This is a genomic window from Rahnella sp. CFA14(1/10) (genome assembly GCF_004195095.1).
Lineage (GTDB): Bacteria > Pseudomonadota > Gammaproteobacteria > Enterobacterales > Enterobacteriaceae > Rahnella > Rahnella perminowiae.
This window is the reverse complement of sequence record NZ_SEWS01000003.1, coordinates 193,533-217,375: the sequence shown is the minus strand read 5'-3', so window position 1 is coordinate 217,375 and position 23,843 is coordinate 193,533. Positions and strand designations below refer to the sequence as shown.

Annotated in this window: 22 protein-coding genes; 15 read left to right on the top strand and 7 right to left on the bottom strand. The window is 50.5% G+C overall.

The features are described from left to right. Positions 1–46: 46 nt before the first annotated feature. The 4 genes from EVX52_RS07650 to phoC all read right to left on the bottom strand — a co-directional run bounded on the left by EVX52_RS07650 (position 47) and on the right by phoC (position 2,270). Positions 47–358 (bottom strand): hypothetical protein, encoded by a 312-nt coding sequence (locus tag EVX52_RS07650; protein WP_129953566.1) that lies wholly within the window; start codon positions 356–358, stop codon positions 47–49. Then, positions 336–860: a DUF2778 domain-containing protein gene (locus EVX52_RS07645; RefSeq protein WP_129991008.1), complete on the bottom strand. Its 525-nt coding sequence runs from the start codon at positions 858–860 to the stop codon at positions 336–338. The genes EVX52_RS07650 and EVX52_RS07645 overlap by 23 nt, the downstream gene beginning before the upstream one ends. Positions 861–872: 12 nt before the next feature. Beyond that, a complete protein-coding gene (locus EVX52_RS07640) occupies positions 873–1,364 on the bottom strand; it encodes a type VI secretion system tube protein TssD (protein ID WP_129991007.1) in 492 nt (163 codons plus the stop codon). A gap of 168 nt (positions 1,365–1,532) precedes the next feature. Then, positions 1,533–2,270, bottom strand: a complete 738-nt coding sequence (gene phoC / locus EVX52_RS07635; RefSeq protein ID WP_129953568.1) for an acid phosphatase PhoC — start codon at positions 2,268–2,270, stop codon at positions 1,533–1,535. Positions 2,271–2,642: 372 nt separating this feature from the next. Here phoC and EVX52_RS07630 point away from each other — a divergent pair, with 372 nt between their 5' ends. From EVX52_RS07630 to EVX52_RS07570, 12 genes are all read left to right on the top strand, one after another. Further along, positions 2,643–3,623 (top strand): VirK/YbjX family protein, encoded by a 981-nt coding sequence (locus tag EVX52_RS07630; protein WP_129953569.1) that lies wholly within the window; start codon positions 2,643–2,645, stop codon positions 3,621–3,623. Positions 3,624–4,015: 392 nt separating this feature from the next. Next, positions 4,016–5,581: an MFS transporter gene (locus tag EVX52_RS07625; RefSeq protein WP_129991006.1), complete on the top strand. Its 1,566-nt coding sequence runs from the start codon at positions 4,016–4,018 to the stop codon at positions 5,579–5,581. An 85-nt stretch (positions 5,582–5,666) separates the two neighbouring features. Further along, positions 5,667–7,835, top strand: a complete 2,169-nt coding sequence (locus tag EVX52_RS07620; RefSeq protein WP_129991005.1) for a right-handed parallel beta-helix repeat-containing protein — start codon at positions 5,667–5,669, stop codon at positions 7,833–7,835. Between the two features lie 68 nt (positions 7,836–7,903). After that, positions 7,904–8,584 (top strand): oligogalacturonate-specific porin KdgM family protein, encoded by a 681-nt coding sequence (locus tag EVX52_RS07615; RefSeq protein WP_129953572.1) that lies wholly within the window; start codon positions 7,904–7,906, stop codon positions 8,582–8,584. Positions 8,585–9,173: 589 nt separating this feature from the next. Then, positions 9,174–10,016: an SDR family NAD(P)-dependent oxidoreductase gene (locus EVX52_RS07610; protein ID WP_129953573.1), complete on the top strand. Its 843-nt coding sequence runs from the start codon at positions 9,174–9,176 to the stop codon at positions 10,014–10,016. Positions 10,017–10,174: 158 nt separating this feature from the next. Then, complete coding sequence (locus EVX52_RS07605; protein WP_205952647.1) at positions 10,175–11,464, top strand: pyridoxal-dependent decarboxylase; 1,290 nt, start codon at positions 10,175–10,177, stop codon at positions 11,462–11,464. A gap of 87 nt (positions 11,465–11,551) precedes the next feature. Next, positions 11,552–12,346 (top strand): cyclase family protein, encoded by a 795-nt coding sequence (locus EVX52_RS07600; protein ID WP_129953574.1) that lies wholly within the window; start codon positions 11,552–11,554, stop codon positions 12,344–12,346. A gap of 314 nt (positions 12,347–12,660) precedes the next feature. Beyond that, a complete protein-coding gene (locus EVX52_RS07595; RefSeq protein WP_129991004.1) occupies positions 12,661–13,392 on the top strand; it encodes a tryptophan 2,3-dioxygenase family protein in 732 nt (243 codons plus the stop codon). A gap of 266 nt (positions 13,393–13,658) precedes the next feature. Then, entirely contained in the window at positions 13,659–14,453 is a 795-nt protein-coding gene (otsB, locus tag EVX52_RS07590) for a trehalose-phosphatase (RefSeq protein WP_240783440.1), read from the top strand. Beyond that, positions 14,450–15,856, top strand: a complete 1,407-nt coding sequence (gene otsA, locus EVX52_RS07585) for an alpha,alpha-trehalose-phosphate synthase (protein WP_129953576.1) — start codon at positions 14,450–14,452, stop codon at positions 15,854–15,856. The genes otsB and otsA overlap by 4 nt, the downstream gene beginning before the upstream one ends. A 63-nt stretch (positions 15,857–15,919) precedes the next feature. Continuing rightward, positions 15,920–17,554, top strand: a complete 1,635-nt coding sequence (gene treF / locus EVX52_RS07580) for an alpha,alpha-trehalase TreF (RefSeq protein WP_129953746.1) — start codon at positions 15,920–15,922, stop codon at positions 17,552–17,554. A gap of 234 nt (positions 17,555–17,788) precedes the next feature. Continuing rightward, positions 17,789–18,187 (top strand): SgcJ/EcaC family oxidoreductase, encoded by a 399-nt coding sequence (locus EVX52_RS07570; protein ID WP_129991003.1) that lies wholly within the window; start codon positions 17,789–17,791, stop codon positions 18,185–18,187. 28 nt (positions 18,188–18,215) lie between these two features. Here the strand turns inward: EVX52_RS07570 and EVX52_RS07565 are convergent, their stop codons facing one another. Together EVX52_RS07565 and EVX52_RS07560 are read right to left on the bottom strand one after the other, a co-directional pair. Further along, positions 18,216–18,905, bottom strand: coding sequence for a B3/4 domain-containing protein (locus EVX52_RS07565; RefSeq protein ID WP_129991002.1), 690 nt, complete (start codon positions 18,903–18,905; stop codon positions 18,216–18,218). Between the two features lie 155 nt (positions 18,906–19,060). Beyond that, positions 19,061–19,687, bottom strand: coding sequence for a TetR family transcriptional regulator (locus EVX52_RS07560; RefSeq protein ID WP_129991001.1), 627 nt, complete (start codon positions 19,685–19,687; stop codon positions 19,061–19,063). A gap of 131 nt (positions 19,688–19,818) precedes the next feature. Between EVX52_RS07560 and EVX52_RS07555 the strand changes: the two genes are divergently transcribed. Beyond that, positions 19,819–20,484, top strand: coding sequence for an O-methyltransferase (locus EVX52_RS07555; protein WP_129953580.1), 666 nt, complete (start codon positions 19,819–19,821; stop codon positions 20,482–20,484). A 113-nt stretch (positions 20,485–20,597) separates the two neighbouring features. Beyond that, a complete protein-coding gene (locus EVX52_RS07550; RefSeq protein WP_129953581.1) occupies positions 20,598–20,942 on the top strand; it encodes a YebG family protein in 345 nt (114 codons plus the stop codon). A 59-nt stretch (positions 20,943–21,001) separates the two neighbouring features. On the opposite strand, the gene EVX52_RS07545 is transcribed toward EVX52_RS07550, so the two are convergent. Continuing rightward, positions 21,002–21,337, bottom strand: coding sequence for a hypothetical protein (locus EVX52_RS07545; RefSeq protein ID WP_129953582.1), 336 nt, complete (start codon positions 21,335–21,337; stop codon positions 21,002–21,004). A gap of 290 nt (positions 21,338–21,627) precedes the next feature. Between EVX52_RS07545 and fhuE the strand changes: the two genes are divergently transcribed. Then, positions 21,628–23,838: a ferric-rhodotorulic acid/ferric-coprogen receptor FhuE gene (gene fhuE / locus EVX52_RS07540; protein ID WP_129991000.1), complete on the top strand. Its 2,211-nt coding sequence runs from the start codon at positions 21,628–21,630 to the stop codon at positions 23,836–23,838. Positions 23,839–23,843: the final 5 nt, after the last annotated feature.

The window sequence follows — 23,843 nt, the reverse complement described above, 5'->3', positions numbered from 1 at the left end:
CGGGGTCTTTAATTCCCTGAACAGAAAAACCCGGCATCAGCCGGGTTTACTTTATATTTTTACGTTTAACGACCTTAATGCCTGCCTTCACAATTGTCTCAATCATAACCATTATCAACAAGGTTGGGATTAATCCTGTGACGGAGAGCAACACGACAAAAATATCATCCTGCAGTCCAGGCCATGGGGGGGCTCCGTAATCTGGTTTCATCAGTTGATCAAAATAATCCGCGATGGCTATCGATTTGATGTATTCATAATCAATCAGCCAGCCGGGGAAGGGCGACAGCAGGTAGTAATCTATAAAAATAAAAAGCGCCAGCCGCACCGCTATCTTACAGAATAAGGCATGGCGCATTCATATCCCCCGTAACTTCGATTTCTCCATATGCCTGAAGATGTATGATTGGGATGTCTCTAGTGTGCGAATTCAACAACGCGCTTCTGAGCGTGTCAAAATCCGCATGATACATGAATGTTAAACACCCATCTGATACGCCGGTACCATCCGGACGCAATGGATGCAAACGGAAACTTTTGCGCAAGGTCTCGCCGATATAAGTTGAATCATCAATCAAACCATCTTGGCGATACAGAGCAAACCAAGATGAGTAATCATTACCTGTGCGAATATGCTTTTCGTACTCCTTTAATCTCGACCTCACTCCCCCTCTGGGGCGGTCAACAATCCAGTATTTACCCGTCGGAATTGGCCCATTTTCATTACCTCCACAACCTATTCTGTTTGTATGCGGGAATAAGCCTGAAAATACAGGGAAGATCCCCACACCAGCACAATAAAGTTTTGCAATTTTTCCGCCCTCATAAAGACGATTAAAATCCACTTTGCATGAAATCATCCCTGTCCCCGTTTATGCGTAAATGCTGGAGTTCCACTGATCGGTAAAACTGATATGTCCGTCTAGGTACAACCATGTAATTTTCTGATACCCAAGGCCAATGGACTCCGTGGGCATACTGGCCTGTCCGTCAGCGTGTTTGAAATTGTGCATATGAGGATTGATGTTAAGTATACGCACGCCTTCCATTGTCATATTCAAAAACTCTTCCTCCATACCAGCCGCATTAATGCGATACCATTTAATCACCGCCTTTTGCAGCTTTTCGCTGGTGGCGACGGCACGGTATAGGTAGGGAGTAGATTTATCGAACTCTTTTACAAGTCCCATGGTTTGATGAATACGGGTAGATGTCAGCCGACCGGTATTGCCATCGAAGGGTACGGAAAGACCATGCGTGAAGCTTTGGATCTCGATCGCGCCTTCACGGCTTAAAACCTCAGAACCGCCATAAAGTAGTGCGCCATTTGCATCGTATAGCCAGAGATATGCGGGGTTAGCCATAATGAAACTCCTTTTTAAAATGAGGAGTGACGTTATGCCTGCGAAGGGGAGTTAACAATTAGTGACCGTTGCAAAAAAGCAATTTTCAGAAATTTAGTATCAATGAGAAATGTGGCATTACAGACTCCCCGACTTTTACGAAGACCAGGCCGGGGAGGCCAGCAATATTTACGGATGCTGTTTCGCAAACTCTTCTTTGGCTTTTTGCAACTGTTGCTGGAAAGCCGAATTCGTATGCAAGGTAGCGACCACAGCGGAGCCCACGATACGGGCCGCATCGACATCACTTTGCCAGTGGTAGCCACAAATCACACGGCTTTGTCCTAAATCGAAACCACGTTGCAGGATTTGATCCTGGCGCTGCGGGTTAATTTCTGTGAGTACCAGCGCCGTAGCCCAGCCAATAGAAGTGTGCCCGGAAGGATACGAACCGTTTTTAGACAGCTTATCCTGCTCAGTGGTATTACAGGTCGGCACACCATAGAAGGCAAACGGGCGGATGCGCATGTACTTTTCTTTAGCAGAACGTGTCGCAAGGTCACCTGCATCTTCAATCATATTGGTCAGCAGTTTGTGCAATTCCGGTGTGTCTTTAGCGGTGATCGGCGAACCGAATGCGCCCGAGAAAGCGTTCGCGACGCCACCGGCACTCAGGTTGGCATCTTCGGCAGCCAGTTTGCCACGTTCAGTTGAGCGCAGCAGACGTCCCTGTTCATACATGGCCTGATCGTTTAGGAAAGCGATACTGCCCACCGCAGGTGGTGGCGGCAGCAGCGCCAGGCTGTTAATCGCCTGATCATTTTTTAAGTAGTAAAGGTCTGGTTTGGTGGTTGCATCATTGCCGGTCAGGGCAAACGAGCTGACAGAAAAAAAGCTGGCGAGGCAAAAAGTAGTAATAATTTTCATCAAAGTTTCCTTACACGAACCGCTGAATGTTTATTACGAATTCATTTTCGTAACATTTACCCACATCTCTGAGTAAAACAAAAACGGGTTCACAATGCCTGCGCGAGGTCTCAAAACCGAAAACTCATCATTCATATGAATGATTATTCAACGCTTAACTCAGCCGCAAAGTCTTTCTGAGCGGAAAATGTGCTGCAAACAGGGAGGATGATCTTCGAATGAAGAGGCAGAAGGGATAATGTCAGGATAATGTAAACGACAGTTAAACAACCTGCACTTATTGCTACTACCTCGCTTCTCTTTAAAACCGCGTTGTAAAGGTGTTTAAAAACCCGGTGATACCGTGATTATTTCAGGCATCGGAAATAGATCATGGAACACATTCCTCTCAATGAAACCGAATCCCACAGCGAAACGTTTCCCGTTGAACCATCCTTAAAAAAAACCAGCGGACTCAGTTTGTTTATCGATCTTCTGAGCGGGGCGTGCGTACCGGACAACCTGTGGCGCGACCGGATGTTCCGGGTCAAGTACGCCGTGCGCACCTTGCTGCATCCGCTCGATACCCTGAAAGTGCTGAACAAAATGGCGGCGGAAGCAGTCTGGCAGGAAGCCTTTTCTGTGCAGACCAAACTCCCGAGTAAAATTCACAAACCGTACCTGCATCTCGGTTTACATTCTGCCGGGCGTGCTGACGCACTGGTTGACCACTACGAATTCGTCAAAAGCCTGGAAAACACCCGCCTGCGCAAGATCTTTCTGAGTGCGGGTGGCAATACCATCACCCGGTTCACGGGCAAAGACGGCGAAGCTTTCCGTGTGGTACTCGGTTCCATCGGCAAATCTGAGCGCGAAGGCGAAGCCAATATGTTCCTTTATATGGAGGACATCCTGCTTGCGGCCCTGACGTTCAGCATTGTGCAACGCCCGGAAGGGGCGACATTGATTATCGGCGGATTTCAGGGGGCGCATCGTTCTACGGCGCATGAAGTGATTAAACAGGCGACCAAATCCTGTTACGGATTGTTCCCGAAGCGACTGCTTCTGGAAAGCCTGCAACGTGTCGCCGCCGAAACCGGTGTACAGCGTATCCTTGCGGTCAGCGACACCGGCCATGTGTTCCGCAGTCTGCGCTACCGTCACCGCAAGAAAAATGTGTTCGTCGCCAGTTATAACGAATTCTGGGATTCCATCAGCGCCACGCCCGCATCTTCAGCTTTATATCAGGTACCGCTGGAACTGCCGCGCAAGCCCATGGAAGAGATTGCCAGTAAGAAACGTTCTGAGTACCGCAAGCGTTATACCTTGCTCGATGAATTACATGAGAGCACAGCGTCGTTACTGAAAGCCTGACCTCAGACTTCACGGTAAATTATCCGCTGTAGCAAGCTCCGGGGCCAGGGACCGGCCTTTTCCTCCGTATTTCCAGCGTTTATGCATCACCTTCACTGAAAATTTCACCCCTGATGTCACATTACCGCAGAGGTTAAGTGTCAGTTTCATAAAGTAATAGTCAGTTAATTATTTTGTTTAAAACTAATGCACTTCGAAGTATCTCGCCAATTGTGTATTTTTGATGGCGAGGAATGTTACACGTATCGCAAAATCTTATCGCCAACTGCCCCCTGCTGATTTAAATGTGATGTTATTCACATCTATTCATTCATCCCGCCTATATAAAACGTCATCTCTATAAAAACGAAACAACGGTTCATTTTATAAAAACCTCTCTGGGCGGATAACGTATGAACACAGAAAAACCTATTTTATTTAAACATCAGCTGGCGTACGGCGGTGGAAATCTGTTGGGCAGCGGCGCACTGGCCATCGCCGGGATCTGGCTGCTGTATTTCTACACCACGTTTTGCGGCCTGACGCTGTTACAGGCTTCGGCGATCTTCTCCGTCGCCAGCATCATTGACGCCATCAGTAACCCGCTGATGGGCTATCTCTCGGATAACTTTGGCAAAACGCGGCTTGGTAAACGCTTTGGCCGCCGCCGCTTCTTCATTTTACTGGGCGTGCCGCTGATGATGTTCTATCCGCTGCTGTGGGTAGAAGGCTTCGGATTCTGGTATTACCTGTCCACTTACGTCATGTTCGAGCTGATCTACACCTCGGTGATGGTGCCGTATGAAACGCTCGCGACAGAAATGACCACCGATTTCTCTGCCCGCTCAAAACTGACTGGCTATAAAGCTATTTTCGGTAAAGTCGCTAACTTCCTTGCGGCCTTCATCCCTGGTCAGTTCATCCTGATTTACGGTAAGGACTCCGCGCAGCCCTTCTTTTTCACCGCCCTGACGTATGGGGTGATCCTGTTTATCGCCATCGGCATGTTGTATCTCTCCTCCTGGGAACGCCCGACAGAAGAGACCACCCCCGTCGATGAGAAGAAAATGACCCTTGGCAAAACCATGCTGACGCTGGTGCGCGACATGAAGTCAACATTCCACCTGCGCGTGTTCCGCAAGCATCTGGGCATGTATCTGTGTGGTTTCGGGGCAGAATGGCTGTTCGCTTCCGTCTTCACCTACTTCATCATCTTCGTGCTGCAGTATGACCCGGCGATGGTTGCCGGTCTGAGCAGTCTGAACTCACTGCTGCAACTGTTCTCTACGGCAATATTTATTGGTATCTGTGTGAAACACGGGTTCAGCAAGCCTTATATCCTGGCGCTGGGCATCGTGATTTTCTCAGTAACTTGCTACAGCCTGCTTCACTTCCTGCATTTGCCGCAGCAGTACGCGACAGCCGCCATGCTGACAATCACCGTGATCTTCGGTATCGGTACCGGCGGCGTATATTACATTCCGTGGACGGTTTACACCTTCCTGGCGGATATAGATGAAGCCTTTACCGGCCGTCGCCGCGAGGGGATTTACGCCGGTGCAATGACTTTCTCCGGCAAGCTGATGCGCTCAGTGATTGTTTTCGTGATGGGCGCCATTCTGAGCTTCTACGGGTTCCAGTCTAAATCTCACACCCAGCCTGAAAGTGCGGTGATGGCAATTGCGCTGGTGTTCTGTATCGGTGTTATTGCGCTGGCGCTGATGGCTATCGTGTTCAGTAATCAGATGAAACTGAACCGCAAAACCCATCTTGTGGTGCTGGGCGAAGTCGCACGTATTAAAGCGGGCGGGCAGATCAGCGAGGTACAACCGGAAGTGCGGGCAGTGATGGAAGAGCTGATCGGTTATCCGTATGAACAGTGCTGGGGCAACAGTGTGGTTTGCCGCAAAATTTTCGATACACCCGCCGTTGAACTCACTGAACCCAAACCGATGGTGAGCACCACGCAACAACCTTAGATCCTGATTTAAATCTACTTTTTTCTTTCCCGACTGGCCGGGTCACCGGCCAGCGACCCCTTTCGTTTTGAGGATAAGAACGATTATGTGGGCATCAAAATTTGTTGTTACCGCGCTCGCCCTCGGGATAAGCGCACAAAGTCTGGCTGCCGCACTGCCAGACAGCGGTAAACTGGTCTGGCACAGCACGACTTTTGGCCAGTCAACTGACGTCAATTTCGCTACCAACGTTCTGCCGGAGAAAATCGGCATGAATGAAACTTTACTGGCAGACGGTAAACCTGTGCCGGCGACAGGCACTCTGCTCAGTACGCCTTTCACCCTTGAAAGCCGTGGCGGCAAAGTCGGTAACAGCCACGACGGTTTAACCTATTTCTATACCCGATTGCCGGCGGACGTGAATTTCCAGCTTGAAGCAGAGATCACGCTCAATCAGTTCGGACCGGAAAATGGCGCGAAACCGGCCGGACAGGAAGGGGCAGGATTACTGGTACGCGATATTCTGGGCAATCCGCGTGAACCGGTGACTAAACCGGGCATTGAAGAGCTGCCGGCCGCGTCAAATATGGTGATGAACAGCATAATGGCCACTGGCGATAAACCGCCGGTACTGGCACTGATTGCCCGGCAGGGTGTACAGCAACCCTGGGGAAATACCGGCATCGGCATTGTGCGAGAAAGTTATCATCCGCTGAGTACACCTGCCCGTTTCTCGCTGCGACTGACCCGCACGGACAACGGTTTCATTGTCGCTTATGCGCCACAGGGCAGCGATCAGTGGGTCAGCAAATCCGTGCAGCATGCAGACAGCGTGACACAACTGGACAAAGCCGGATATTACGTCGGTTTCTTCGCCTCGCGGAATGCGAAAATTACGGTAGATCATGCCCGACTCACGCTCAGCGAGGCGCATATACAGCCCTCTGCGCCATATGTGACACCGTCACTGAATGCGCGTATTGAGGTGATGTCATCGCCGCTCATTGCCCGCCGCGACAGTGTGTTCCAGTTACGCACTAACGGCGACGGACGGGTTAAGATTGAACAGAATGACAAACCGTTGTTGCCGCAAAAAGCGGTGCGCGGTGGTGAAGTGGTGACGGTTCCGCTACATGTTGAACAACCGGTAACGATGCTCAAGATCACCTACATACCGGCGGACGGTAAACAAGTGACACAGGAATTCCCGGTGCGTATGGCGCTGGTCAGCAATCCTGACGAGTTGTATGTTTCTCCGGCTGGTACGGCAGATAATGACGGTTCGGCTGAACATCCGCTGGATTTTGACAGTGCGGTAAATCTTTTAGCACCGGGCGGCACGCTCTGGCTGAGTGAGGGTGACTACCCGGCAAGCGTGATCCCGGCCACCGCCAGCGGCACCGACACCCACCGGAAAACGCTGCGTACGCAAGGCGACAACGTGGTGTTTAATGGCCTGAAACTGAATGCCAGCTACTGGAATATTCAGGGGATTACCGTCACGCAAAAAAGTTTTCATGTTGCCGGAAGCTATAACCATCTCGACCGCATTAAGGCGCATCATGCCGATGATACCGGCATCTGGGTGGCATCGCCGGACGGCATCGGGCGGGCTCTGTGGGCCAGCCACAATCTCATCAGCAATTCTGAATCCTGGGGAAATCAGGATCCGGGGCGCAAAAACGCCGACGGATTTGCCGTCAAAATGCGCGTGGGCGAGGGCAACCGTCTGATCAATTGTTATTCCCACGACAACATCGACGACGGTTTCGACCTGTTCAACAAAATCGAAGACGGCCCGAACGGCAGTGTGACGATTGAGAACAGCTTGTCGGTGAACAATGGCAGCAATGGTTTCAAACTGGGTGGCGAAGGGTTACCGGTCGGCCATGTGGTGCGCCACAACGTTGCGGTTGGCAACGGTATGGACGGTTTTACCGACAACTTCAATCCGGGCGCGCTGGTTATCGGACATAACCGCGCTGTCGATAACAAACGCTTCAATTTCCTGTTCCGGCCATCACCGTACACCACGGCTGACAAGCAGGGCACCTTCAGGGACAACATTTCGCTGCGAACCACGGCAGGGAAGTATGACGATGCCGTCACCGGCAATGTGGATGACAGTAATTATTTTTACACTGATCATAAAACGGTGAATATAAAGCATCAGGAAATTATACCGGGAGATTATATTTCTCTGCGGCTACCGGATCCGATAACCCGTCTTTCTGACGGTGGATTTAATTACGCTGACTTTTTGAAAAACAAATAAAGCAGCGTCATTAAGAGTGAACCTTTAACTTAAAATAACACTACTCAATATCTCTGGGATTTATAAAAATGAAAAATAGCAGACTGATGATCTGCGGCTTACTGCTGGCCAGTGCCAGCAGCCAGGCCGTCACTATTGACCTTCGTCATGAATGGCTCGATGACAGTAAACAACATAAAGACAGGGCGATGGTTTCGCACCGCTTCGCCAACGGATTCGGGTTCTCGCTGGAAGCCAAATGGAAGTCAGGCGGGGATAATGAAAATAAACCCTTTAATAATCTGGTTGATAACGGTACGGAAAGCACCATCAGCTATCAGTACAAAGTCACGCCGGCCGTGTTTATTCAGCCCGGATTTACGCTGGAATCCAGTTCTGACAGCAGTATTTATAAACCCTTCTTAACCGCCGGATATACATTTGACAGCGGCGTTTATTTCAATGCGCGTTACCGCTACGAGTATACCCGTTATACCAAAGAAAACACCGAGGATCGCAAAACAAACCGCGGTGAAATCTGGCTGGGTTATAAAATTGCCGACTGGCGGTTTGAATATAACTATATTTATAAACACAGTGATCAGATCCTGTATGATAATGATAAGTGGGATTATGAGCAGGATTTGAAAGTGGCTTATAATATAAATAAACAATGGACACCTTACGTACAGGTTGGTGATGTTTCCGTGCGTAAAACGACGGATGAACGTCAGACCCGTTTCCGCATTGGTGTGCAATATAATTTCTGATCACCGCCGTTGTGCATATGATTGACTATCACCGGTCCGCAGATGCTGACCGGTGTGACAGCCCGCGCAGCGGGTGACAGACAATAACGGCAGCCGATAACAGGGATGTTGCCGGGCTACCTGGAAGACGGAAATTATTCTATACAAAGAGACTTTTTCTGCGCAGTACCTGCCGTCTTAGAACAACCTGTACTGTTAAATCCCCGGGTCAATATCTGATATTTATATATTAAATCATAGCGATGCACAGAACATCTGCATAAATAAGCATAATTCTTGCGTATTTTCGTGATTACTCTACGCTTATATATAGATTTAATTAACCCGCACTTTAATAATTCTTTTTCAGGTCGTCTAACACCGGTAACTCTTTTACAGAAAATATAATTAACCACCCCGTTTATTAAACTGTAACATAACTACTCAATTGATATTAAAGGGATAGTCAGGTTGTTTTAGAGTCTGATGCCGCGTTAAAAACGCTGAACCCGATAAATCATAATAGTTTCTCAGGTGATAGAGATACAAAACAATAATATCAGGTTTCATTGATTAGAACGGATACTTTATGCTGTGAGGAGTTGAACTGATGAATGCGGAAACGTCAACGCCGGGAAAAAGCCGGAATATTTTAATTACGGGTGGTTCCAGCGGTATTGGTGCTGCAACAGTCCGGGCCTTCGCCAGCAGAGGTGATCAGGTGTGGTTTACTTATCATCGGGGTGAGGATCGGGCGCTTGAACTTATTAACGCCTTGTCTTCCCTTGTTTCTATTCCCCCCCAAGCTTTACCTTACGATCAGGGCAGCTGGGAAAGCCTTTTGCAGCTTGTTGACGCTATTCCCGCAGAAATCGACATCCTTGTAAACAACGCGGCTTTAGGAACCAAAACCGTAGAGCTTGCTGGCATAGAAGAACGGCATCAGCAGGACGCATTATTCACGCAAGTCAACTGTCTGGGGCCACTTTGGCTCACCAGGCAGTTTCTCCCAGGGATGTTGAAACGCGGCTACGGGAAAATCCTCATGCTCTCAAGCGTTGATGGTGGAATAGCAGCCTTTCCGGGGTTTAGGGATACAGACGGCATGACCAAAGCGGCAATCGCCTTCCTGACAAGGCAATGGGCGGCGGAACTTGTTCATGATCCCGTCGAGGTATTTTGTGTTTGTCCCGGGGCTGTTGACACGCCGATGTTCCGTCAAAGCACGCTGGATCCTCTATCGTCTGCATCAGCGGATGAACTTATTGCTCAACTCCCGAAGGGGCGGCTCATACGCCCCGATGAAATCGCCGATATTCTGTGGTGGCTGACGACAGACGCCGCTGTCATCATGCATGGCGCCGTTATTGACGCCTCAATGGGACTCGGTGTGCATCCGGGATGCATTACGATGCGCAACCCGCGTACGACGTTGAAAGAGGGCGTAGCATGATGCACAAGGAGGGATACCACGGCTGGCGGGCAGGTGAGTTCGCTGATGCCGTACTCGCAGTGGCCAAAGTGCTGGACGACTATGTCCAGGACTCCCAGCAGGGTGAAGTAACCGTATTAAAACAAACTCCACCGCAGAAGCTGATTAATGACTTGAACATGCGCACGTCCATTAAAGCTGGCGGAATGACGGACAGCACATTAGCCGCATTCATTAAGGCGTATCTGGATCAGGGAACGCGGCTCCACCATCCCGGTTATATGTCTCACCAATGCGCGGTTCCCGATATCGGTTCCGCCATTGCCGACCTGGTGCATGGCGTAAGCAACAATGCCATGTCTTTATTCGAGATGGGCGCCGCCGGGGTAGCGGCCGAACTGGTGGTCACCGAGTGGATGCTCGGAAAAGTGGGCTGGTCCCCCGAAGACTCCGGCGCGATCCTTGTTCATGGCGGTTCGCTGGCGAACCTCACAGCCCTTCTGGTGGCCCGTCATCATATTTTTCCCGATGTATGGCAGCATGGAATGCCGCAAAATGTGATTATTCTCGCGCCGGCAAACGCCCATGTCTCCGTCTCACGGGCGGCTGCCATTCTTGGCCTTGGCAGTCGCGCAGTACACGCACTGCCTTGTGATCGCTTTGGACGCGTTGCCGGTGCGCAGGTTAGCGAGAGCATCAAGGCGCATCATCGTGCTGGCCGCACAGTGATGGCCGTTGTCGCCAATGCCTGCGCAGCACCAACCGGCTTATTCGACCCCCTGGAAGAAATCGCCAGCGCCTGCCATCACGAAGGTATCTGGCTGCATGTCGACGCGGCTCATGGAGGATCTGCCTTACTCGTTCCCGAGTTACGCCACCACCTGCAGGGTATCGCTCAGGCAGATTCAATCACCTGGGATGCGCATAAAATGCTGCGGACCTCAACACTTGCCGCTGCCGTGCTTGTTCGCGCCCGTGCAGACTTAAGCCAGGCATTCCAGCACAATGCCGATTACCTGTTTTTCGACGAACACCGTCCCGGTCCGGATCTGATGCACTACACCATCGAAGGGTCTAAGGCAGAACTTGGTCTTAAGGTCTTTCTTAATCTGGCGCACAGAGGAGAAGCGGGCCTGGCAGAGTATGTCCATAGCCGCCATCGGGCAGCACGCAGGTTCTGGCAAATGATCCTGGCACGAAAAGAGTTTGAGGGACTTTGTGAGCCGGAAAGCAATCTTGTCTGCTTCCGATATGCCGATACACCAGGTCCGGACAGTGACCGGTTACACATCGCTGTGCGCAACGAGCTGATGCAGCAAGGAATCTTTCATCTGGCATCTTCATTTGTTGATAACCGCCGTTGGTGGCGCGCGACTATCATGGCACCTTCAACAGATGCCCCGACGTTTGCCCGTTTGCTGGATACACTTGTGCATACCTATAGAAAACTTTCCCGGACTGCGTTCTGAAATCACTATCCACGATCCGGCTCTGCACTTTGCGGTGTAAAGATCCCTGACATAATGTATTGAGAAAGATTTGGAGGAATATTTCCGATGACCCGAATTGAAATAGTTTATCGTGGACGTACCCATATAATTCACCATCAGGAGTCGATTAAACTCTCTGCGCAGCTCTGTTTTGCAGATAACGCTGTCAATCTTTATGGCATTGCACCGGCTTATGAAGCCCCCTTAAAATATGAGAATAGTCAGGCCAGAGTAACTTCCGGCGGTGCCTGTAACGCTTCGCTTATTAGTTTTGTTCCTCATTGTCACGGCACCCATACTGAATGCATCGGTCATATTTTGCCTGAAATACATAACGTAGCTGATCTCAGCATGCCTCTTTTTATGGCTGCCACTTTGATTCACGTTTCGTTAGAACGGGTATCAAAAATGAAAGACCGCTACAACACCCACGCTGAAGATAATGACTGGATTATTACTGAAGAGGCAATTAACCATGCGCTGACCCCGCTAGGTTCAGATTATCTTCAGGCGCTGGTTATTACAACGGATGATAAATCCTGGCTGCCTGACGGCAATGGTGCTCCCTATTTTAGCCATCAGGCAATGGAGAGGGTACTTCAGCTTGGCGTACAACATTTATTTGTGGATATACCTTCTATTGATAAACTGCACGACGGAGGACTGATGGATAACCACCGCTGTTTCTGGGGAATGGCAGACCCCTGCAACCCTATTACTGAACGCAGGCAGGCTTCTGTGACAGAGTTAATTCAATTACCTGAAGGTATATTTCCGGGGCATTATTTTATTTCTCTACAGTTACCGGATTTAACCGGGGATGCGCTGCCCAGCAAACCTCTGCTCTTTCCCTTTTCCTGATTAGCAATAAAACCATGTCTGTATCAGACTATATTAACCCATGATACTGATAAATATTAACCCTTAATCAATGGGTGAATGCTGAAAGATTGCTTTGACGACTGGCGGGATGACCAAAACAGGTAAGCGCGTGGCTCATAAATCCTAAATCATGGTTTGGGCTTAAAACTCGCGGGTAATAAGGTGTGGACGGTGAATGGCATTCAATCCGCAGTCATCAGACGGCAGAAAATCCGGACATAAACCTGCGACTTATCTGCAAGAATCAGACCGTTTGAAGTTATCGCAAGCGGGAAGTATTCATATAATTTATTATGGACTATTCAAGTTATCTTAAATTACATGAGTTATTATCTCTGCAACAACCAAAATCACCTCACAGCGAACAGCGCAATGAGAACCTTTTCATTATTACGCATCAAACCTATGAATTATGGTTTAAGCAATTAATTAATGAAATTCATTATGTCATTAATTTAATCAAAAAAGGAGAAATACCTGAGTCAATCAGCAGCATGATTCGCATAAATACCATCACCCGAACGATGGTAAATCAAATAGCTGTCATCGACACGCTGAAGTTCCATGAGTTTCAGCAATTTCGCGGTTATCTGGGCGGCGCAAGCGGTTTCCAATCATATCAGTTTGATGCAATTGAAGCGCTTTTAGGAAAGGCAAACAGCAAAAAACTTCAACAATATGAACATGACGATGTGATACAAGAAAGATTAGCGGCAATTCTTCTGCCAGCCTCATTATGGGAAGTTGTACGTACACAACTCCTCGGCTCAGGCGAGTTAAACAAAGAAGAGAAGGATATCTTCCGGGATATTTTAGAGCAGTATTCTTGCGAAGCCCTGTTACTAAACCAGCTGTTAGACCTGGATTCGCTGCTACAAGAATGGCGCTATCGTCATGCGAAACTCGTTGAACGCACTATAGGTCAGTCGCAAGGTACAGGCGGTTCCGCAGGTTTAAACTATTTAAAATCCACGCTCTTCACACCTATATTTGCACAGCTTTGGGCAGCCATTAACTCACCTTAATTACGGCAATGACGGCACTGCTGAGGATATAACGCCGGCAAACTGGCCGCGGGCAGACAGGATAAAAACTAACCGCAACCGTTTAGAAAGCAATCAATATTCAACCTGTTCTCTTTTATCGTTAAAACCTGCCAGCAGGGTGTAGATTAATCTGATTTTTCCTGCGCTTACCTGACGAAGAGTTATATTTATCTATTGGAAAATTACTTCAGAGGTGTTCAGTGCATTGACGCGCTGTGTCGTAACTTGCAAACAGGAGAGCTATTTTGACCACAGAAATTCAGGAAAATCACACCGAAACACCGCTTCTTCCGATATTGGACAGTCGTCAATACGCCTACTTTTTCGACGTCGATGGCACCCTCGCCGAGATATGTGACGAGCCTGATGCCGTCACGATCCCCGCTGATGTTCGTGCCCACCTGCAAACGCTGTTTGCGGCATCTTCAGGTGCGCTGGCACTGGTGTCGGGACGTCCGGTGGAGCAGCTTGATCAGCTGGTCAGTCCTCTGGAACTTCCCGCAGCGGGTGTTCACGGCGCAGAAATGCGCGACGGCAGCGGCAGGATGCACCGCGTCACCTTACCCCGCCACGTGGCAGAAGAGGTGCAACAAACTCTTGAAGCGGGAATGAACGCGCTGCCGGGTACGTTACTCGAAATCAAAGGCATGGCTTTTGCATTGCATTATCGTCAGGCAATGCTGCATCAGCAGCAGGTATTAGCCCTGGCGGAATCCGTCGTAGCAAAATTCCCTGAGCTGGTACTTCAGCCCGGTAAATGCGTTCTTGAGATTAAACCTCGCGGAAAAGATAAGGGCGCTGCGATTTATACGTTCATGCAACAGACACCCTTTTCCGGACGTATTCCGGTATTCGTAGGCGATGATCTGACCGATGAAAAAGGGTTCGAAGTGGCTAACGCCATGCGGGGGATCACGGTGAAAGTTGGCGAAGGTTCAAGTCTCGCGCAGTATCGTGTCAAAACCGTTCACGACGTTTACCGGTGGATTGAGGCGTTACAACGTCACACATTAACATTTAAGAAGGAGTCCGAATTATGAGTCGCCTGGTTGTTGTCTCTAACCGAATTGCCATTCCTGACGGTTCAAAATCCGCTGGCGGGCTGGCCGTGGGCATTCTGGATGCGCTGAAAAATACTTCAGGTCTCTGGTTTGGCTGGAATGGTGAGATAAGTGAAATATCGGGTGAAGAAGAGGATGACCTGCATCTGATGGAAGATAACGGCATTACTTACGCTTCGGTTCCGCTTAATCAAAACGATTACGATCTGTATTACTGTCAGTTTTCAAATGCCGTACTTTGGCCGGCGCTTCACTATCGTATCGATCTGGTGGATTTCCAGCGCGAGGCGTGGGACGGTTACTGCCGGGTCAATAATATGCTGGCGAAAAGATTGCAGCCGCTCATCAAAGCGGATGATATCTTGTGGATCCATGATTATCATTTACTGCCGTTCGCTGCCGCGCTGCGTAAACTCGGCGTAAAAAACCGTATTGGTTTCTTCCTGCACATTCCGTTCCCGACCCCGGAAATCTTTAATGCCGTGCCAACACACGATGAATTGCTCGAAATGATGTGCGAGTATGATTTGCTGGGCTTCCAGACCGAAGGTGACCGTATGGCGTTTCTGGATAATCTCAAATCGCTGGCTGATATTGAAGATTGCGATACACATCAGCACCGGGCGTTTGGCAAAACCTTTGCTACCGGCGTATATCCGATCAGCATTGCACCGGAAAGCATAAAGGAAATGGCCGAGGGTCCGCTGCCACCCAAAATGGCGGCGATGGAACGCGAACTACGCGAATCGAAAAATATTATTTCCTGTGAGCGTCTCGATTACACCAAAGGGTTGCCGGAGCGCTTTCTCGCCTTTGAGGCATTGCTGGAAAAATTCCCGCAGCATCGCGGTAAAGTGCGCTATTCGCAAATTGCCCCGACCTCGCGCGGTGATGTGCAAGCCTATCAGGAACTGCGTCATCAGCTGGAAACCGAAGTGGGGCGCATCAACGGTAAATATGGTGGTATTAACCAGACGCCGCTGTTTTACCTCAACCAGCATTTCCAGCGCAGCCTGCTCATGAAATTGTTCCGCCTGACGGATGTCGGGCTGGTGACGCCGCTGCGAGATGGCATGAATCTGGTGGCAAAAGAGTATGTCGCCGCGCAGGATCCAAAAGACCCCGGCGTTCTTGTTTTGTCACAATTTGCCGGTGCAGCAAATGAACTTACATCGGCACTGATCGTCAACCCTTATGACCGGGATGATGTGGCAGCGGCGCTGGATAAAGCACTGACCATGCCGCTGGAAGAACGGCTTGAACGCTATAACGACATGATGGCGGTGCTGCGTAAGAATGACATTGCGAACTGGGGCGAAAGCTATTTACGCGATTTATACGCCATCACACCGCATAGTGAAAAACACAGCGCCGTCGTGTGAATTTTATAAGCAAGAGGCTTGCAGCATATGCAAAATGCAAATTACCAGACGAACCAAAACGCAATGTTTGACAGCGAAAATGCTGAGAGCGAAGAGACTCGTCTGACCGAGCTCGAGCCGATTGAACTGATCCTTGACCGGATGATGGATGCAGAACCGGAACCAGAGATGATCGAAGGCTTGCCGCCTTCCGATGCCTTAACGCCTGCTGACCGTTATCTGGAATTGTTTACCAGCGTGCAATCTTCAGGGCTTTTCGAGGACAGCAAAACCTTCCCGGACTGCCCGCCGAAGATGGATCCGCTGGACATTTTGCTGCGTTATCGCCGGGTAAAGAATCATCCCGGCTTTAACCTGAAACGCTTTGTTGACGCACATTTCTGGCTGCCGGAACACCGCGATGATGAATACGTCTCCGATCCCGGCGATTCGCTGAAAGAACACATCGATAAACTTTGGCCGGTGCTGACGCGCCAGCCGGAAGATCATGTGCCATGGTCTTCACTGATGCCTTTGCCTCAGGCCTATGTGGTTCCCGGCGGACGTTTCAGTGAGACCTATTACTGGGATTCTTACTTTTCGATGTTAGGTCTGGCGGAAAGTGGCCGTAATGATCTCCTGCGCACCATGGCGGACAATTTCGCCTGGATTATTGAGATATACGGCCATATTCCTAACGGTAACCGCACGTATTATCTGAGCCGTTCACAGCCACCGGTGTTCGCGCTGATGGTTGAACTGTTCGAGGAAGACGGTGTACGTGGCGCACGGCGGTATCTCGATCATCTGAAAATGGAATATGAATTCTGGATGGATGGTGCGGACTCTCTCGCGCCGAATCAGGCGTACCGCCATGCAGTTTGCCTGCCGGACGGTACACTGCTTAACCGTTACTGGGATGACAGGGACACCCCGCGCGATGAATCGTGGCGTGAAGACGTCGAAACCGCTAAACATTCAGGCCGGCCAGCCAACGAAGTTTACCGCGATTTGCGTGCGGGGGCGGAATCTGGCTGGGATTATTCATCGCGCTGGTTGCGTGACGGCCACCGTCTCGCCAGTATCCGTACCACGCAATTTATCCCGGTAGATCTGAATGCGTTTATGCATAAACTCGAAAGCGCTATCGCCAATATTTCCGGTTTGAAGGGAGATAAAGTCACCGAAATTTTATTCCGCCGTAAAGCAGAAAACCGGCGTGACGCCATAAACCGTTATCTGTGGGATGACAACGAAGGTTGTTTTCGCGATTACGACTGGCACCGTCAGCAAATGGCGTTGTTCTCCGCTGCCAGCGTCGTGCCGTTGTATGTGGGGCTTGCCAGTCATTACCAGGCTGAACGGCTTTCAGAGGCTGTACGTAAGCGTTTATTCACGCCCGGCGGCATCATGGCGACGGAATACGAAACCGGTGAACAATGGGATAAACCCAACGGCTGGGCCCCTCTGCAATGGATGGCAATTCAGGGTTTCAAGCAATACGGCAATGATGCGCTGGGTGATGAAATTGCCCGTAACTGGCTGAAAACGGTGAATCAGTATTACCAGCAACATCATAAACTGATCGAGAAATACCACATCTCAGGGGGCATCCCTCGTGAAGGTGGCGGCGGGGAATATCCGCTGCAGGATGGCTTCGGCTGGACCAATGGTGTCGTGCGGCGACTCATTGGTCTGTATGGTGAGAATTACGACTGATCCGGTTTTCTTATCACCACTCTGACCCTGTTCCATCAGCCAACGTTCAAACGCCTGGTGTAGCGGGGCCTTCAGCACGCCTGCCGGTATCAGGGCATGCTGAAGGCAGGGATGTTTATTGGCAAAAAATTTGTTATTAATATGTCAGAGATAGACTTCAGCTGCCTGGTCGACATCCTGTTATTTCAGACGGGGATCTCATTATTCTGGAACTCAGCGAAAGGACATTAACGGATGAGTACACACCCGATCCGCCAGGTTATCGAAGCTTGTGACAAAGCCATATCAGACAGAGATTTCGACTCGCTGATGGCGCATTACGCCGTGGATGCGGCACTGGTGATTAAACCGGGCATGATTGCCCGCGGCAAAAACGATATCCGCAAAGCGTTTATCGCCATCTCGGATTATTTCCAGGATCAACTGGTGGTGGAACAGGGTGAGATGCAGGTGATTGAGGGGGCGCAGGATGCGCTGGTGATCATGGAAACGGTGCTGCACTTCCCCGACGGACAGGGCGGCACAGTGACCACTACCCGTCGTGCCACTTATGTTTTCCGCCATGAACCGGACGGGCGCTGGGTATGTACCATCGATAATTCTTACGGCACCTCGCTGCTGGATCATAAATAAGGCTCCGCAAGGAGCCTTATTCGCATCATCAACCCAGTGTTATCAGCTTCACGTCAGTTTTGACACCCGGCATCAGCTGTTCCAGTCCGTTAATCAGCATATCACCTGCGTCCTGGAGTGCCTGCAAAGGCATGGCGGGCAGGCTTTCGAGGATGAACCACATGTTGTGCGCCTCGCTGTCGAGCCGGGTTCTGATACCCTGACGCCAGTTCCAGCGCCGGCAGGTCACCCCCGTATCATCACGCCAGATAACTTCTCCGGCATCGGGGAATTCAATCACCGGTTCGCCCGCTTTCATGGTGTCAAAAGGCTCGCTGCCATCGGCAAATGTCAGCCTCGGATGGCCGGAATAAGCAGAAATATTTTCGCCACCGACCGGAATGGCATACTGAATGCTCACCGCATTGTAAAGATCGACCACCGGATCGATGGCCGGCATCGTGCCGTCTTTCAGCACGCGTTTTCTGAGGGCATCGGCTGAGCAGGCAGTACGTTTAGGTTTCGCCCCAAAGGCTTTGAAAACCTCGGTCCAGGCGTTCAGATGTTCATCCGCCCAGGGAAAATCATTCTCAACGATAAAACGGCAGGCGCTTTGTAAAGCGGCTTCCGCAATGGCAGGGTTAGTTATCGGCGCGGCCTGCGCCGACACGCTTAACACCCGAAAACCAGGGGCGATTCGCGCAAGTGACGGATCGACTGACGGAGTAACGACGATCATGGAACGGTCCTGTTGTAAAAATCAGACATTTACTATGCCATCCGTCGGCCTGAAACGAAATTAGCGTTTTGGGATCCCCGGTAATTCCTCCGAGAAACGCGCCGTCATGGCATCTCGTTCATAGCCCCGCTTATCCCTCAGAAATTCACGCCTGGCTAAACCGCCCCCTGCACATAGGCTGTAAACATGTCCGCCAGCGCATCAGCATAAATTTTGATTTCAGCGGCGGTACGCGGGGTGGCAGAAAAGTCCCGGCCAAAAGCACTGAGTGTGGTTGAAAGCAGATCGCCCGCCAGCTGGCGCTTTTCTCCGGCGACATCCGGCATTACCTCATGCATAAAACGATGAAACACTTCCTCTCCCGCAGCCCGCGCTTCCTGCGCCTCCGGGGCGTCACGATAAAACGGTGCGGCGTCACTGAGCGCGCCACGCATCTGCGCTTCCTCACATTCGGAACGGATAAATTCATGCACCAGAATACGTAAGCGCACGGCAGGGGGCTTTTCTGCGTCCTGAAGAATGCTGCGCAGCATATCACGGGTTCGCCGCCACTCGTCGCTTTGCAGACGAAACAAAATCGCCGCTTTATTGGGAAAGTACTGATACAGCGAACCGATGCTGATTCCGGCTCTTTCAGCGACGCGACCGGTAGTAAAACGGGCGGCGCCTTCCTTCGATAAAACCTGAGCAGCGGCTTCAAGAATGGTCGCCACCAGCCCGGCTGAGCGGGATTGTTTTGGCTCTTTACGTGAGGAAACCTGCGGGATGCGGCGGTGGGTCATGACGGGCTGAGTCCTCAGAAAAGAATGCGAATAGTGGAGGCAACGAAAACATCGCATAATTTTAAACGCGATGAATCACTCGCATTCTAGTCAGTTATGACACGTTGCTCAATGTTAAACAGGATAATCCCATGACCACAGAAAACACTCTGACCTGCGCACCGATGGCGCCATTACTCGACCGTCTGTTCAATGAAGCCAGCGCTGCAGCCCGTTTCGATTTCACGCAGATACCGGAAGAAGAAACTACGCGCATGATGCACAGCAAAACAGAATATCTGAATTTATATAGTCTGCTGAAACACATGTGGCTGCCGGTATCACGCGAGACAGGCAAACTGCTGTATATGCTGGCGCGAAGTACTAAGGCAACATCGGTGGTGGAATTTGGCATGTCGTTCGGGCTTTCCACGTTGTATCTGGCGGCGGCGTTGCGCGATAACGGCGGCGGTAAGGTCATCACCAGCGAGTTTGAGCCGACAAAAGTGGCAAAGGCACGGGAACATTTTGTGCAGGCTGGCGTGAGCGATTTAGTCGAAATTCGTGTCGGTGACGCGCTGAACACACTGGCCGTTGATCTGCCAGAGACCATCGATTTACTGATTCTCGATGGCGCAAAAGTACTTTATGACGATATTCTGCATTTGCTGGAAAGCCGTTTTCATCCGGGCACGATGATCATCGCCGACAATGCGAGCTACAACCAGAACTATCTTACCCATGTGCGTTCGGCGGAGAACGGTTATCTTTCTGTACCATTCAGTGATGATGTCGAGCTTTCAGTCAGGCTGCGCTGATCAGACACCCGGGCAGAGCGATCCAGGCTCCGCACTATAAAAAACAGGCCGGATGATGTATCCTTCACTGATTATTGGTATACTGGATATAATTACAGTATAAGGAGCGAATTATGGCTGTTGAAACAAAATTTGTTGTTGTCAGAAAAGGTGAAGAGAAAATGACTTTTGCCAATAAGAAAGAAGCAGATGCATACGACAAAATGCTGGACATGGCAGATGCTTTTACTGAATGGCTGTCACAAAGCAATCTCGACCTCGATGAAACACTCGCGGAAAATATTGCGCTTCACCTTGCTGAACACAAAGATACCGTCCAGCATATTTTGCGCACCAGCAAACTGCCCGAAGAGGGGACAGCGCAGCAGCCCGTCGCACCAGCCGATACCACCGCTGAAGACCGGGCTGTCGCTGAACCTGCCGCGACCAAAAAAGTACGTGCGGTCAAAGCAGCCTGATAGAGGACGTCCACATAATGCGGGAACACATCCCGCATTCTTTTATCCTGTCCCCATCTTTATCCTGCCTGATATCGCTGAAGCAAGGTGTCCTGACATTGCTGTTGTGTCCTGATTTTTTCGCGATCGGTTTTGCTGAGCGATGTCCATGTTTCAATCACCTTATCCGCTTCATCCTCATTAAACTCTGGCTTATTGATCGACGACGGAGACTGAGATTGCGTCGAAATATCTTTGATCTGCTCACGGAAATAATCCGCAGTACCATCAGGTTTATTAAGCGCGGAGCTACAGAGGATATTGATATAGGTCGCGGGAGTATGTTGCGAAGTCGTGTCTTCGGCGACAGCAGAACCCGCGATCAACAGGGTGAGTAACAATGCGATTCGTCTCATAGCGTCTCCTTATGTTGAACACCTTAAGGGTAGAAGACTCCACAACCCGGAAGGGCTGCATGCAGGACAGAATAGTCTGAAATGCATAAGAAACCTCAGAGACATGCATTTCCAACCACTGATCCGTTCACGGATAAAACCTGATTAACATTTTGTTACTTATTAAAACTCATCCACATCGCGACATGGTTAACGTTAATAATTACTATTTACATTCTCATTTAGACTGTTCATGTAAAACAATAATAGAAACAGTCTTACACTTATAAAATTTTCCACGGGAATGTGTTATGTCTTTGAATGGCAGGGTGATTTATGCACACCAGTGTGCCGCAGACGCAGGGAGAACTTTTGCGGTTTCATCACTGGCACTGGCGATATTTGTTCTGGTAAATCCGGTACTGGCGGCTGAAAACCTCAGCGGGATAAAAAGCACTGCCAGTACGGATACATTTGGTCAGCAGCAAGATATGGTGATCGAAGGCACGGCGACGCCAACCGGCAGCGACGCACAGGATTACGCCGTCCGCACCACCACCGCAGGCACCAAAATGAACCTGACGCCGCGAGATATTCCGCAATCAGTGAGCGTTATCACTCAACAGCGTATGCAGGATCAGAACCTCCAGTCGGTCGGCGACGTGCTGAATAATACCACCGGCATCTCAACGGAGGTTATTGACAGCGAACGCGTGTCTTATTTTTCCCGCGGTTTTTACATCAACAGTTACACCTACGACGACATTCCGACCTCCGTCAGCGATACCTGGAATTTTGGTGATGCAGCCGAAGACACCGCGATTTATGACCGCATCGAAGTGGTGCGGGGTGCAACCGGCCTGATGACCGGAACGGGTAATCCATCCGCTTCTGTCAACATGGTGCGTAAACACGCCGACAGCAAAGAATTCACCGGTGAGATTAGCGCCGGTTACGGCAGCTGGAACAAACAGCGTTACGTCCTGGACGCTTCCGGCCCGCTGAATCAGGAAGGCTCGGTGCGCGGACGCGTGGTCGCCGGTTATCAGGATCAGGACAGCTGGCTGGATCGCTATCACAAGCGCAAAAAATTCTTCTACGGCGTGGTGGATGCAGATGTGACCGATAACACCACCGTGTCGCTCGGTTACGATTATCAGGAAAATAATACCGCTAACCCGACGTGGGGCGGCCTGCCAACCTGGTATACCGACGGTTCGCGCACCCATTATGACCGCAGCACGAATACTTCCGCAGACTGGACGAATTACGCCATCCAGTCGCGCAAAGTATTTGCTAACGTGAAGCATGACTTTGATAACGGCTGGACATTGCGCGTTAATGGCACACACGGCGAGCAAACGTTTAACGATAAATTGCTCTATCTCATGAATTTCCCGGATCACACTACAGGCACCGGCCTCAGTGGTTTTGGCAGCAAAGACCGTGGCACCCGCAAAGTGGACTCCATCGACACTTATGCCACCGGGCCGTTTGAATTGTTTGGCCGGCAGCATCAGATGGTGGCGGGTATCAACTACAGCCGGCAGCATAACCAGACTTACAGCGCAGACGGTTCCCTCGATAGCGACACCATTGGCAGTTTCGGCAACAGCTGGGACGGGCGTGTCAGTGAACCGGAGTGGGGAGACTGGTATCTGAATGCGGACGATGTGATCCGCCAGAAAGCGGGTTACTTCGCAACGCGCTTCTCACTGGCGGATCCGCTTTCGTTGATCGTCGGCGCGCGCTATACCCGGTGGAGCACCAACGGCAGCAGCGGCAGTATGAACAAAAACAACATCACTCCGTATGGCGGGCTGGTGTATGACATTAACGATACCTGGTCGGCGTATGCCAGTTACACGTCCATCTTCCAGCCACAGACTGACCGCGATATTAACGGTCATTACCTGTCACCAACGACCGGGAAAAACTACGAAACCGGGCTTAAATCTGCGTGGATAGACGGTCGTCTGACCGCCACGATGGCAGTATTCCGTATCGAACAGGATAACGTGGCGCAGGAAGACGGCAGCAGATACGTTAACGGTTCGAGCGAACAGGCTTATGTTGCGGTCAATGGCACCGTCAGCAAAGGTGCTGAATTTGAGCTAAACGGCGCGGTGACCGACAACCTGCAAATGACCTTCGGTGCGACGCGTTATGTGGCGAAAGACGAAACCGGCAGCCGTCTCAACAGCAATATGCCGCAGACCCAGCTGAAATTATTCAGCCGCTACCAGGTGCCGGCGATGCCGGATCTGACTGTCGGCGGTGGTGTAAACTGGCAAAACCGCACTTTCCAGAATGCAACCGGACCGGACGGCGAAACCCGTCGCGTATCACAGGGCAGTATGGCACGGGTGGATTTGTTCACGCGTTATCAGGTAACAAAACAGCTGTCCGTACAGGCCAACATCAACAACCTGTTTGACCGCACATATTATTCATGGCTCAGCGATTACGCCGTTTACGGTGAACCGCGCAATCTTTCGGTCAGCGCAAATTACACGTTCTGAAGTGA